This window comes from uncultured Eubacterium sp., assembly GCF_934295145.1.
Taxonomy (GTDB): Bacteria; Bacillota; Clostridia; order Lachnospirales; family Lachnospiraceae; genus Eubacterium_I.
On the sequence record NZ_CAKRAS010000002.1, the window covers coordinates 83,189 to 96,772 of the forward strand.

A 13,584-nucleotide genomic window follows, 5' to 3' on the forward strand; every position below is an offset into this window, starting at 1 on the left:
TTCTGTTACTGTTTTGCTTTTCTGAATTCTGTTGTAAACTCCGGATGATACAGTTCGGATCTGTCATAGTTTGTATGTGTCACCGCATCACCGATGATCATCAACGCAGTTTTTGTAATATTATGTTCTTTTGCAGTCTGTGCCAGTGTTCCCACAGTACAGATATATTTTTCTTCTTCCGGCCAGGTTGCCTTGTATACAATGGCTGCCGGTGTGTCTGCGGTATATCCGCCTGCAATCAGTTCTTTTGACAATTCTTCCAGCAGTCCGGTGCTCAAAAATACCACCATGGTTGCCTGATGTGCCGCAAAAGAAGCAATGCTTTCACGGTCCGGTACCGGTGTCCGGCCTGCCATTCGTGTAATGATCACGCTCTGAGACACATTCGGAAGGGTATATTCCAGATTCAGCGCTGAGGCTGCACCGCAAAAAGCACTGACCCCCGGGCAGCTCTCATATGGAATTCCCATCTCATCCAGACGATCCATCTGCTCCCGGATCGCGCCGTAAATACACGGATCACCGGTGTGCAGACGAACGATCATCTTATCTTTTTCATGTGCCTGTTCCATTACTTCCAGCACCTCTTCCAGTGTCATTGTCGCACTGTTATATACCTCGCATCCCTCTTTTTTGTACTCCAACAACTGTGGATTTACAAGAGATCCTGCATAAATGATCACATCTGCCTGTTCCAGCAGATTTTTTCCCCTTACAGTAATCAGATCCGGTGCACCACTTCCTGCACCAACAAAATGTACCATACGTTTTTCCTCCTCTTGATTTCTTCTTACATTTATATTTACTCTTTTTTCTATCTGTTTTTGTGAGGCATCGCATTATCGTTCTGCCAGCAGACACTCAAGCAGTTCTTCTGCCCTGTCTGTCCGCCCAAGCTCACCCATGGCATTCGAATATAATACCGCACCGATCTGCAATTGTCCCTGCGCCCGGTGATTCAGATAATACTCCACTTTCTCTGTTATGATCTGCAGCGTTTTTTCCCAGAAAGGCGTCTGTTTTAAAATTGCAAGCCCTTCGTCTGTGGTCACCGCTGCCAGAATCTGATTGGCCGTTTTGGCATCTGCCCCTGCACGCAGCGCGCAGGCCGCCATAATCTCCATACGGGCATCCGCATCTCTGGAATGAGTATTCATAATGCCCCCGGCCACTTTAATAAACTTTCCGATGTGGGCCACAAACAAAATGCCTTTTAAACCCATATTTACTGCAAAATCAATGGTCTGCCCCACATAATTACTGCATTTGACCGCTTCCTCTGCCTCAAAAGGGAAGTGACCGGACAAATACTGCAGTCCATAATTTCCCGGGGCAATCAGCAGATACTCTTTTCCACCGGAAGCTTTCTGTTTCATTTCCACTTCAATACTGGAGATCAGTGCCTTTTCACTCATCGGTTCCACAATTCCGCTGGTTCCAAGAATGGAGATTCCTCCAAGGATTCCAAGCCTTGGATTAAAAGTCCGCTTTGCGGTATCTGCTCCTTCCGGTACACAGATGCACACGCTTACCCCACCGGAATATCCATATTTCTCACAGACCGCCCGTACTTCCTTCTCGATCATGCTGCGGGGTACTTTGTTGATGGCAGGTGCTCCGATGGGCTGTTCCAGCCCTGGAAGGGTGATGGTTCCAACACCTGTTCCGGCTGTAATTCCTACCACAGCATTTTTTTCTTTTAAATGCTTCTCACCGGAATTTTTCTTCTCTCTACACTCTGATCCGTCATGTGCAAATACTTTTCGCAGCTTTTTTGCCTCTTCCACTTCGCACAGATTTACCTCCGCATACACCAGAATACCGTTGGTCACATCCGGATCATCCCCGCCATCCTTGCGGATGGCACAGGATACTGCATCCTGCCCGCGCTTCACATCCAGCACTTCCAGCCAGATGCGAATGCCCTTCGGGGTAAGCAGCTCCACCACGGGAAGCTCCTCTTTTGCAAACAGCATTGTTGCCGCTGCCTTAGCCGCTGCCGCCGCACAACTTCCCGTAGTGTAGCCGAAACGCATTTTTTTATTGTCTTTTATAACAAAATACTCTTCCAGTCCGTTTTTCATCTCATCTGTGCTCCAAATAGGTTTTTTACATCTTTCTGCTGTTATTTCTGTTTTGTGAACGCCGTCTCTCCTGTCAGGCTTCTTTTCCGCTCTCCTGCGGATTTGTCTCCAGGAACGGCAGAATCTTCTCCAGAGAAGGATTCTCCGTTTTCGGCATCCACGCTGCAATGATATCAATGGTATCCTCTGATCCGCCAAAAGGTACTGACACAAGCCTTCCCCTGGACTGTAGCGGAATGGACAGATATGCCGGCAGGATCGTCACCCCCATATTTGCAGACAGCATCAGCAGGATTGTCTCAACATCCTCGATCTTCGCCACCACATTCGGGTGATAACCACGTTTCCAGAATGTTTCTATGATTCGTTTATCCTCACCGATCTCACTTTCCGGCGTACAGGCAAGGATCAGGTTTTCATCTTTCAGATCCGTTCTAGTCACATACGGTTTCTGCGCCAGGATATGGGTTCGTGGAAACACTGCCGACATGCGCTCTGTGCTGATTTTCAGTACTTCCACATCCTGATAGTACCGCTCCTCAAACATTGGCATCAGTACCAGATCCAGATCTCCATTTTTCAGCATTTTTAACAGCATGGACGGGCTCTGGCTCGTAAACTTCATGGCAATATTCGGATATTTCTCATTGAAAGCCTGAATCTTCTCAGCCAGCCCTGTATTACCGATACCAACGGAAAAACCGATTTTCAGAGAACCGATAAATCCGCTGGAAGCCTCTCTTGTCCGCTCAATGGCTGTATCAATTCGTTTTAAAATAGAAGAAGCTTCTTTTAAAAACACTTTTCCTGCCGGTGTCAGCACTACTTTTTTCTTGGTACGCTCAAACAGGCTCACGCCAAGCTGCTCCTCCAGTGCCTTGATCTGCTGGGTTACCGCAGTCTGGGAAACATACATGGTTTCCGCCGCTTTGGTAAAATTCAGTTCATGAGCCACCGCTAGAAAATATTCCAGTTGTCTGCTATTCATGTTTCGTTTTCACCTTCCGGTTTGTTGTATTTGACATACCCCGGATGTCTGCCTGGGATCTTGTATCCATTTTGGCGCAGATCCATCAGTCCGTCAATCTGATTCTTTGGCATATCCGGTGCTCCACCAAGCAAATGGACATACAAAGAAGTTTTTGCGTACATCTCCAGTGACTCCATGCGGAAATAAGCACGGGTAAGGCTGTCTCCTACCGTCAGTGCTCCGTGATGTGCCAGCAGAATTGCATCGTGTTCCTGCAGGTACGGTGCGATGGAATCCGGTACTTCATCTGTGGAAGGTTTGGCATACGGTGCAATCGGAACTGCACCGAGATTTACGATAAACTCCATCACATGATAGCCGTCCAGTGGACGTCCGATGGATGCAAACGTTGTAGCGATCGGCGGATGCGCATGTACCACTGCCTTTACATCCTCACGCTCTTTATAACAACGAAAATGCATTTTCATCTCAGAAGACGGTTTGTATCCTTCTGCAGCAGAAATTACGGTTCCGTCCTCTTTCATATGCACCAGAATTTCCGGAGTCATTACTGCCTTACTTACACCAGACGGAGTACATAAAAACGTACCGTCTTCCAGTTTTACAGATACATTTCCATCATTTGCTGCCACAATGCCGCGCTGCCACATTTTATGGCAGACATCACAGATTTCTTTGCGTTCTTTCATTGCATTTAATTCCATATCATATTCCTCACAATCTCTTCTGCTACTTCATATATTTTTATCTCGCATATCTTCGGCTTCATCTTAGCATTTTCCCGCGATACGAAGGCACAAATCATTCTTTGATGTCATACCTGACATTTCTTAATGCCGCTTTTTCTGCGGAGTATAATCCCGGTTTCTGTGTTTTGTAACAAAATAATTCAGAATTCCGCCGCCTACGATAATGACCGCTGCCACCACAAGCACACGTTTTGCCGCCTCCTGTGGCAGCGCACCTTTGCTCTCGATGGAATCCGCATAAAAAGTCAGTGTATAGGCAATTTCATGGGGTGTTCCCATGGCTGTCGTATCTGCGATCACCGGCATTTCCCCGTCAAATGCCAGGACCGGGATTGTAAATATGGAATAACCATTCTCATTTTTATTTTCATTCAATAGTTTTTTCCCGTCCACGATCATATAATCATAGTTTGAACTGCTCCACTGCAGCTGCGCATATGCTTTTCCGTCCTTTACGATAAATACCGTTGGCGAAACTACAGTTGCCTTTCCACTTCCGCCCTTCAGCGTCACGTCAATGGCATATTCCCCGTCTTCTTTTTCCACGGAAAGAGGCTCCGCCTGCGCATTACCACACAGACAGACACTGATCAATAATCCAAAACACAATCCCATCATCGGACGAAGCAGTCTTTTCTTAAACATGTTCCATTTTTTCATTCTGTCACTTTTCCTTTTCTATGTCGTTCCTATAAATTTTTCCGTTTATAAATAAACCAGAAGGAAAGGAATAAAAACACAACCAGATAGATTGCAAGAATCAAAATACCGATTGGATTGATGGCTTCCCCTTTTGCAATGCTTCGGATCATGGCACTGGTCTGAGATAACGGCAGTGCGCCGATCACCTGGCGAATGCCCTCCGGCATATTGTCCATGGAAAAAAATGTATTACACAGATAAGACATCGGCATAATGACATAGTTGGAAAACCGTGGTACATCTGTGTGGTTTTTCGCAATAAAGGAAACCACAACGGCAATCGTTGAAAATACCGCACCGTTTAAAAACATGACCAGAAAAGAAAAAACATTAAATACAAGTCCCGTTTTGATCGGCAGGATCAGAAGCATAATCACACATCCCGCATACAATCCTCGCAGACTTCCCGCAATGACCTGTCCCACAATAAACTGCCACAGTGGCGTCGGAGAGATCATCACCTGATCAAAAGCCTTCTCATATAATCGCTGCACATTCAGATTCTGTGCAATGGCGTTAAAACTTCCCGTCATTGTTGTCAGAGCTACTACACCCGGAATCAAAAAATTAAGATACGGTTCTCCATGAGAAACCATCTGGATTCCCATTCCAAACACGATCAGATACATCAGCGGCGCGATCATGGCTGCCAGAGTAATCTTATAAAAATCCCTGCGGAACTCCGTCCATTTTTCCCATAATACAGTTATAATTCCCATCGTTACCGCTGCCTCTCTTTCCGCTCTGCCCGTGCCACAAATACATCTTCCAGTGTGGTATTGCGCAAAGCAGTCTGACCGGTGAGCCTGCTTAAATGAGCAATCGCCTCTTCTCTGTTTTGGAAATAATGGCTCTTTAAACCATCCTGCGTCATCTCGTCTACTGCAAAATGTCCCAGCTGTTCCACCATTTTTTTCGGTTCATTCACTTCTTCCAGACGTCCGCGGTCCATAAAGGCCACCCGCTGACACAGGCTTTCCGCCTCTTCCATATAATGGGTGGTCAGAAGGATCGTCAGATTATGGTCATTAAGCTGACGCAGCAGATTCCACATCTGGCGTCGGGAAAGTGCATCCATTCCCGCCGTCGGCTCATCCAATAATAAAATCTCCGGTTCTGTCAGCAAGGCACGACAGACCATCAGTTTTCGTTTCATTCCACCGGAAAGCTTTCGCACTGTCCTGCGTCTGAAATCGATCAATCCGCAAAACTCCAGCAGTTCTTCTGTCTTTTCCTTGATCTTTTTACGGGGCATAAAATACAGCCGCCCCTGATACTCCATCACCTCATCCATGGTCATATCCTGACGCATGGAATACTCCTGGGTTATCACACTGATTTTGCGCTTCAAGCCCGGATTTTTACGGGAAAGCACTTCTCCGTTTACCCGAACCTCGCCTGCCGTTGGAAGCAGCAGCGTGGACATCAGACTTATGGTCGTTGTCTTTCCTGCTCCGTTTGGTCCCAGCAGTCCGAAAAATTCTCCGGTTTCAATTTTCAGATTCAGATTATCCACAGCGGTAAAGGAGTCAAATTTCTTTGTCAGATTTACCAGTTCTATCATTTTCCGGACTCCGCATCTTTCGCAATGATCAGGGAATAGTATCCTGCATCATCCGGAATCTCTTCCACATTTCGGTATACATGTTCCGTTTCCATGCCGCAGTTTTCCACCATAGACACCTGTTTTCCCGTCTCACGCAAAATATCTTTCACCTGTTTCATCTTTTTGCCGGATTTCATAAAGACATAATTGCCCTCTGCATCCGGCGTATCGCCCAGACGATGAACCGCCGGTACGATATGTAATGTCTGGTTCCACTCCACCAGTGGCTGATTGGTTCTGGCTGCTGCCGCGCAGAAAGATGTGATACCGCTTACCAGTGCAGTTTCATACCCATCTTCCTCCACACGGCTCTGCAGATAAGAAAAGGTAGAATAAATCGTCGGATCTCCCAGTGTCAGAAATACGATATCACGTCCCTGATCCAGCACTTCCTCCAACGCTTTTGCACCTTTTTTGTGATTTTCTTCCAATTCTTTTGCATCGTGTGTCATCGGCATATAAATGGAAAGCAATTCCTTGTCTGCCAGTTCCGGTGCTGCCTGCACAGCAATCTTATAAGCAACCGTTTCTTTCGCGTCAGCCCCAGGCACTGCGATCACCTCTGCCTCACGGATCATGCGAACCGCCTTTAATGTCATCAATTCCGGATCTCCCGGTCCTACTCCTACTCCATACAAAATTCCTTTCATCATAAGTTCCCCTTTCTCAAAAATAAAATATATATACTCTTTTTTCTATATTTGTTCGTTTATTCGAAGAACATCTCCGCCATATAGGCATCGCTGAACTTCTTATGTGTGGATAATTCCACATAGCGCATTTCCTGCTGCAGATGCGTAAGTTCCTGGCGAGCATCCTCTGACAAAGCCGCCGATACTGCGCCTTCACCTGCTGCATTTCCTACGGAAACCGTCACTGATTCCAATTCCGCCGGAATCAATCCAATGGCTGCAGCACTTTTTTTATTCAAAAAGCTGCCAAATCCACCGGCCAGGATCACCTGTTCCACATCTGTGACAGCAATCTGTCTCTCCTCCAGCAAAATCTGAATACCTGCTGCAATGGAGGCCTTGGCCAGCTGCAGTTTTCTCACATCTGCCTGGGTCACTTTTACCTCATCCGTCAGCCAGATGCAGGTTCCATTTTCATCCTCGCCCAGATATCCGGCAAAAGCTTCCTTCACATCGTCCGCATCCGCCATCAGTCCGGTTTCATCCAATAGTCCCGTCTCCAGAAAAACAGCCAGCGCATCGATCAGACCGGATCCGCAGATTCCGACAGCCGTGGCATCATCAATGGTAGAACAACAGATTTTTTCATCTTCCAGCCATACTTTTGATATTGCACCGGAAGCGGCCGGCATTCCCATGGCAATCTCCGCGCCCTCAAAAGCAGGACCAGCGGCCGTGGCACAGCAGACAAACTTGCCTGATTTTCCAAGTACCATCTCACCATTTGTACCGATATCCAAAAGCAGCGTCTCTTTCTCGTCGAATTGCGCCAATTCAGAAGAATGCATCTGAACCGCTGCCAGATCCGATACAATATCGCCACCCACGTATCCGGCCACGGATGGAATCACATACACTTTTTTACAGTTTGAAATACCAAGTTTCTCTGCTTCGTATACTTCTCCAAACAGAGACAACGGTGTAAACGGTGCCACACCGATACTCTCCGGGGAAAGACCGCAAAACAGATGACACATTACGGTATTTCCTGCAACTGCCAGCATCTGAATGGGTTCCGTTCTTCCAGTCTGCGCTTTCAGCTGTATCAGCATCATATTGATTTGTGATACAATGGCATCTCTCAGCCGGTTCAGACCATATTCCATAGACGCCTGTATTCTCGAGATCACGTCTGCGCCAAAACTGCGCTGCGCATTCGGCGCACTGACCGTTCCCAGCCGTTCTCCGGTTGTTCCATCCAATAAATGACATACCACTGTCGTGGTTCCGATATCACAAGCTGCCACCAGCCCTTCTATGCCATCTGCCGGATACAGATAACAGTTTCCTCTCTCCGCGATCAAAGACTTCTGTTCTTCCGGTATGGTGATACACATACCATCCTCACACAATGTCTGGCAGGCAAGCACCTCTCCGATTCCATCTACCTTCACCATACATTTCCTGCAGGTTCCGTTTCCGCCACAGGGCGCATGTACCTGCGTGATTCCAACCTCTTGAAACACTTCAAGGAGCGTGGTGTGCTTCCACGCTCCTGTGTATGCTGTCTTTTTATTTCCAAATAGTACTTCTATTTTCATTCCCTGTAATTCCTTCTCTTACTGCTTCTTGTCTGTCTCATATTCAACACTCGAAAACCCATAATGTATTTATTTTAACAGAACATCTCCCTTGTATACAAGTGCAATTTCGTCTATTTCAGTAAAATACAGCTGCTGTACGCAATCGTATTCTTTCCATAATTATATTTCATTCCGGACTGAATACACACTTTGCTGACAAATAATCCATATGCTTCCATAGATGGAATGGATTTCTCCGGGAACCGGCATGGTGCATCCGGATAGGTACATTTTTTACATACCTGACAGGCTCCTGCTGCCATCGGAATGCAATCCGCATCCTGACTGCGCACGTACTCTACGAGTGCGGCAAACCGTTCTTTCTGATTCTGCTCCGTCTCCATCATGGTTTCCACATCAAATTCGTCCTCCAGTTGTCCTACAGACTGCACCAGAATACCTCTGGTGTACGGAGCTACTTTCTCTGCAATTTCTTCCAGTGTTCCACATCCCGGTGGGCAGGCCCAATTGCGATTGTAAGAACGGCAGCGGTCTGCCGCGCACATCTGACGCACTTCCGGCAGAAACTCCAGTGCTTCCACATTCAACGCACCTGCTTCTTCGAACCCGAACCGTTCCTTTGCCTCCCGGATCAAACTTTCTAATTCCATGGTAAATCCCCCTGTTTTTCTCTTTTTTCCACAGAATTTATTATAAGTCTACCTGTATAAAAACTCAATGGCAGAACCCTTATGGCGTCATTCCATTTTCGTATGTTACCATGCGCTTCCTTACATGCAATATTCCTTTTCAGCTTTGCAATTTCACAGTAAAAACTTACCATGTCAAATTATTTTCCAACTGATGTAACCCCAGAAAGTCAGGCCACAGGCCTGACTCTCCTTTTGATCAAATATACCGGTAACTTTGCTTTCCCAGCACATTTTCTTATCGTTACATTTCTTCTGTTCCAAAGAAATTATCTACAAAAATCTCACGCATCGGATTATAATTATCCACATTCCATGCCATTGTCAGACTTGGATCACTGATGATATCCGTATCCAGGAAGCATACACTGTCATTATTAGACAACAGGTTTCTAGAATCCAGAATACACACACCAACCCCGGCCTGCACCCATAGCATTTCCTCCTGCACAGAACTTGCAAATTTCACTTTAGGATTAAAGCCACTCATTTTACATGCATCAATGATCAGTTTCGGAGACTCTTCCGAATCTTCCGTAGATACCATGATAAAGGTATCATCCTTAAAATCAGAAAGTTTTACATAGGATGCATTCGCCAGACGATGGTTTTTGTGTACCACCACATGATCTCTGGTCTCTTCAATGATTCTGTATTTCATCTTTTCCCGGTGTTCCACGTCGAATTTCAATGTAATGATCAGATCCAGTTTGTTTCCATACAGATTCTCCACCAGCGCGTTAAAACTGTAATTCTGCAGATTGATCTTTACATTCGGATAACAGGTGGCAAAATGCTGCAGCACCCCCGGAAACAGATCTCCCACATAGGTTCCGTCCAGAATACCGATGTTTAACTCACCACTCAGCCCCTGAAAACTGTTCAATGCTTTCGCCACCGTCACGTTGTAATCATTGTAGATTTTCTCAAATCCTTCCAACAGTACCACTGCCGCCGGTGTCAGCCGGACCGAACGGTTATTTCGGATAAAAAGCTGCATATTCAGTTCCGCCTCCATGGACGCGATCTGACGGCTCAGAGCCGGCTGTGTGATAAACAGCTTATCTGCGGCTTTCGTAAAATTCAGGCACTTGGCTGCCGTGATAAAATACTTCATTTGAATCATGTTCATGGCTAAAATCCCCCTGTGCTCTATCCTATCATATTTCGCCTGTTTTTGCAAAAAAAATAACGAGACCATTGAGACTGCCTTATGAAAGACTTTCTTTTGCTTATAATAAATTAAACATTGCTTTTACAATATTTTTCAGTATTTCCATCTGGTATAATATCTTATTTTCCAAGCATTAATGCTCCATACATTTTTATGCATAGAAATCTTCTACTGCCTTGAAGAAGGCATTGATATTATCCCATGGAGACATAGGCGGAATATCGCAGCCGGAAGAAATCACGAAGTTTTTGTATTTGCAGCACTCGCTCATTACTTCTTTTGTTCTGTTGTATACACTCTCTGCGGTTCCGTTTCTGAACTCGCCAGCCGGGTCTACGTTACCCATAGCAATAAGGTTTTCCGGAACATGGCTCATCATCTCCGCCATATTGATGGCATTTCCGAAATGATACATCAGGCAGCCATTTGTCACGATAGTATCAATGGTCTTTACTGCTGTATTTCCACAGTTATGATATACCACAAGGAAGTTGTCATCCTGTACCGCATCTACAATCTGTTTTACATAATCAGCAGAAAATTCCTGTGCCAGATCCGGAGATAACAGTCCAGCCAGCGGCTCGGCCATTACGATTCCGTTTGCACCGACTTTTTTATATTCGTTGCAGTAGTTGATCAGGAATTCAGTTACTTTCTGCAGAACGATATGTACCATATCCGGCTCGTCGTAGCAGTAGATCAGTGCTTCAGATACGTCCAAAAGTCTGCCTGCCAGGGAGAATGGTCCGATAACACCTGCCAGAACCGGACGATCTGTGATGAGTTTGCATGCTTTTTCGATAGCATCAATATAAATCTGGGTACGACCTGCACCGATTTCCGGAACTTTGAGAGCCTCTGCCTCTTCTTCTGTGGAAACGATGGAACCAATAACAGTTGGAACCTCATCATCAGATACACGGATGGTGGAACCGAAAGCTTCTGCCTCAAGAGACAAATCCATTAAACTTACACTGGCTGCAGTCGGACAGGAATCGGCAATGATCTTCATACCTTCTGCCTGTTTGTCGCTGCTATTGATCAGCTCTGCTACGGTGATTCCCATTTTCTGGATGGATGGAAAAGAAAGTACCGGTAATGATTTCTTTTTGTCACTTGCGAGTATGTCTGCTACCCACTGTTTCATGTTCATTGTCATGATAAATGCCCTCCTTAATTTCAATACCTATGGTTTTAGTAGGTAAAAAAGTAAAAAATAATAATGGCCAAGGTGCTGCATGGGGCAGCACCCGCCAAAAATCATGTTCAATTGTAAAATACTATAATAAGAATCCGGTGAAAATGTAATTGGATTAACCCTCGAATACTGCTGCTGCCGCATCCGCTGCGGAAGCTGCGTCCTCTGTATAAATATCAGCTTTGATGCTGTCTGCAAATGCCTGATTTACCGGAGCTCCGCCGACCATGATGGTTACTTTATCACGGATACCAGCCTCTTCTGCCGCTTTTACTACTTCACCGAGCATTGGCATGGTAGTTGTCAGAAGTGCGGAACAGCAGATAATACTGCAGTCATTTTCAATGGCACATTTTACAAAATCCTGCGGATCTACATCTACACCAAGGTCAATGATCTCGATGCCTTTTCCTTCAATCATCATACGAACCAGATTTTTACCGATATCATGCATATCTCCTTTTACGGTTCCGATGCAGGCTTTTCCAAGCGGCTCTGCTGCATCTCCGGAAAGGAGTGGTTTTAAAAGTGCGGTTCCTGCATTCATAGCACGGGCTGCAACCAGCACTTCCGGAACAAATACTTCATCGTTTTTGAACTTTTCACCGATGATATTCATTCCTGCAAGAAGACCATCTTTTAAAATAGTTGCTGCATCCATTCCTTCATCAATGGCCTGCTGCACTAATCTGGTAACATCCTTTCTTTTTCCTTTCTGTAAAGCTTCTGAAATCTCATTTATAACTGACATTATGTTTTCCTCCCATATGACTATCTGTTTCATTCTTTTTGAATTATGGTTACGAAATTTTAAATCTATACTTCTTTATAAATTGTTTTTCCACACTTCATAATCTCATCAATCATAACTTCCGTGGACCATCCACCGAACGGAAGGAACATTGGGCAGTAGCAGTATCCTTCCGCGGTTTTTTCAAATACTTCACGCACGCGTTTGCGCAAATCTTCTTCCGTAAGTGTACCTGCCAGGGCTTCCGTCTGGTATCCCTGGTAATCCGGTGTGGTGTGATATCCGAGATTCATGCCTGTGATGGATTTCAGTTTTGGAATATCGTTGATTTCCATACCCTGCCATGCATCAATACCAAGTTCTACAAATTCAGGAACGATTGCTTCAATCTTTCCACAGGAATGCATATCAAAAAGTACGCCCAGTTCATGGCAGCGGTCAACAGCTTTCTTGATCTGTGGTTTGATCAGGGAGCGCCATACATCCGGAGAGAAGAACATGTTATTCTGAGTACCCCAGTCATCATGGAACATCAAAACATCCGGTTTGTAATATTCGATAACTTTCTCCATGAGTTTGATTTTCCATTCCATATAAGTGTTGAAGAATTCTTCAACCTCTTCCGGATCTGTCAGTAATGCACATAATGCATTCTCAAATCCCATCAGCATATGAAGACGTTCGAAAGGTCCGTTTACAAACATGATCTCAAATACTTTGTTTTCACGGTCAATTTCACTGATGTGATCGATTTCTTCCACTTTGGACCAGTCCCATGCATCCAGATCCGGGAATTTTACCAGTTCTCTCCAGTCACAGATGTCTTCCATGAGCGGTTCAACAGAATGATCCGGTGCAATGGCATCTACGCTGGATTCATATTTCCACGGAACTCCAAACCAGTCTACTCCGCCATGCTCATGGGAAGGACGCTCCTTGTAAGCTTCCGGATTGAATAAAACGAAGATACCTTCGTCTGTCGGCAGTTCATCTACCGGCTCATGGCGGAAAAAGGCCATTACTCTCTCTTTTGGTGTCATTTCCTTCATTTTTTCAGTTCTCCTTTTTGTTCGATAATTACAATGTCATATTGTTTTTGGAAAATTAATTGTTTTTGTCCAGTTCTTCCCGGTTCTTTTTTCCCATCTGATTCCATACTGCAGACAGGATCATTAATAAAACCATAACTCCAACAAAACATAACATCCAGATCTGTGTCGTAGTCATTTTTCATACCCTCCCTTATTTGTCATCCAGGTTGACCAGTTCGTCGCTGTCACCGAATTTGTTGAGTTTACCAATGGCAAATCCGATACCGGTTATTGCAAATACCATAATGGCAGTATACAGAATTGTAGTCACACACATATGCATAATATCTTCCTCCTTTATGCGCGTTTACCG

Annotated in this window: 16 protein-coding genes; all 16 read right to left on the reverse strand. The window is 45.2% G+C overall.

Annotated features, from left to right (window positions below; translation table 11 throughout):
• Positions 1-5 precede the first annotated feature (5 nt).
• Complete coding sequence (gene cobM / locus Q0I54_RS00875) at positions 6-764, reverse strand: precorrin-4 C(11)-methyltransferase (protein WP_296115655.1); 759 nt, start codon at positions 762-764, stop codon at positions 6-8.
• Positions 765-839: 75 nt separating this feature from the next.
• Positions 840-2,084, reverse strand: a complete 1,245-nt coding sequence (cbiD, locus tag Q0I54_RS00880; RefSeq protein WP_296115657.1) for a cobalt-precorrin-5B (C(1))-methyltransferase CbiD — start codon at positions 2,082-2,084, stop codon at positions 840-842.
• Positions 2,085-2,157: 73 nt separating this feature from the next.
• The gene (locus Q0I54_RS00885) at positions 2,158-3,072 is read right to left on the reverse strand and encodes a LysR family transcriptional regulator (RefSeq protein WP_296115659.1); all 915 of its coding nucleotides are present in this window, start codon (positions 3,070-3,072) and stop codon (positions 2,158-2,160) included.
• Positions 3,069-3,779, reverse strand: a complete 711-nt coding sequence (locus Q0I54_RS00890) for a class II aldolase/adducin family protein (RefSeq protein ID WP_296115660.1) — start codon at positions 3,777-3,779, stop codon at positions 3,069-3,071. Before Q0I54_RS00890 ends, Q0I54_RS00885 begins: the two co-directional genes overlap by 4 nt.
• Before the next feature lie 126 nt (positions 3,780-3,905).
• Positions 3,906-4,484 carry a hypothetical protein gene (locus Q0I54_RS00895; RefSeq protein ID WP_296115662.1) on the reverse strand — a complete coding sequence of 193 codons (579 nt, stop codon included), beginning with the start codon at positions 4,482-4,484 and terminating at the stop codon, positions 3,906-3,908.
• A gap of 29 nt (positions 4,485-4,513) precedes the next feature.
• Positions 4,514-5,245, reverse strand: a complete 732-nt coding sequence (locus Q0I54_RS00900; RefSeq protein ID WP_294784279.1) for an ABC transporter permease — start codon at positions 5,243-5,245, stop codon at positions 4,514-4,516.
• Between the two features lie 2 nt (positions 5,246-5,247).
• A complete protein-coding gene (locus Q0I54_RS00905; RefSeq protein WP_296115664.1) occupies positions 5,248-6,090 on the reverse strand; it encodes an ABC transporter ATP-binding protein in 843 nt (280 codons plus the stop codon).
• Positions 6,087-6,782: a precorrin-2 C(20)-methyltransferase gene (gene cobI, locus Q0I54_RS00910; protein WP_296115680.1), complete on the reverse strand. Its 696-nt coding sequence runs from the start codon at positions 6,780-6,782 to the stop codon at positions 6,087-6,089. The genes Q0I54_RS00905 and cobI overlap by 4 nt, the downstream gene beginning before the upstream one ends.
• Before the next feature lie 59 nt (positions 6,783-6,841).
• On the reverse strand, positions 6,842-8,365 hold the full coding sequence (locus Q0I54_RS00915) for an ASKHA domain-containing protein (RefSeq protein ID WP_296115665.1): 1,524 nt from the start codon (positions 8,363-8,365) through the stop codon (positions 6,842-6,844).
• Between the two features lie 113 nt (positions 8,366-8,478).
• A complete protein-coding gene (locus tag Q0I54_RS00920) occupies positions 8,479-9,018 on the reverse strand; it encodes a DUF2284 domain-containing protein (RefSeq protein WP_296115666.1) in 540 nt (179 codons plus the stop codon).
• Positions 9,019-9,301: 283 nt separating this feature from the next.
• Positions 9,302-10,189 (reverse strand): LysR family transcriptional regulator, encoded by an 888-nt coding sequence (locus tag Q0I54_RS00925; protein WP_296115667.1) that lies wholly within the window; start codon positions 10,187-10,189, stop codon positions 9,302-9,304.
• A 193-nt stretch (positions 10,190-10,382) separates the two neighbouring features.
• On the reverse strand, positions 10,383-11,390 hold the full coding sequence (locus Q0I54_RS00930) for a uroporphyrinogen decarboxylase family protein (RefSeq protein WP_296115669.1): 1,008 nt from the start codon (positions 11,388-11,390) through the stop codon (positions 10,383-10,385).
• Between the two features lie 154 nt (positions 11,391-11,544).
• Positions 11,545-12,180: a B12-binding domain-containing protein gene (locus Q0I54_RS00935; RefSeq protein WP_296115670.1), complete on the reverse strand. Its 636-nt coding sequence runs from the start codon at positions 12,178-12,180 to the stop codon at positions 11,545-11,547.
• A 65-nt stretch (positions 12,181-12,245) separates the two neighbouring features.
• Positions 12,246-13,229, reverse strand: a complete 984-nt coding sequence (locus tag Q0I54_RS00940) for a uroporphyrinogen decarboxylase family protein (RefSeq protein ID WP_296115671.1) — start codon at positions 13,227-13,229, stop codon at positions 12,246-12,248.
• Between the two features lie 55 nt (positions 13,230-13,284).
• Positions 13,285-13,407, reverse strand: a complete 123-nt coding sequence (locus Q0I54_RS00945) for a hypothetical protein (protein ID WP_288775937.1) — start codon at positions 13,405-13,407, stop codon at positions 13,285-13,287.
• A 15-nt stretch (positions 13,408-13,422) separates the two neighbouring features.
• A complete protein-coding gene (locus Q0I54_RS00950) occupies positions 13,423-13,554 on the reverse strand; it encodes a hypothetical protein (protein WP_021739850.1) in 132 nt (43 codons plus the stop codon).
• Between the last annotated feature and the right edge of the window lie 30 nt (positions 13,555-13,584).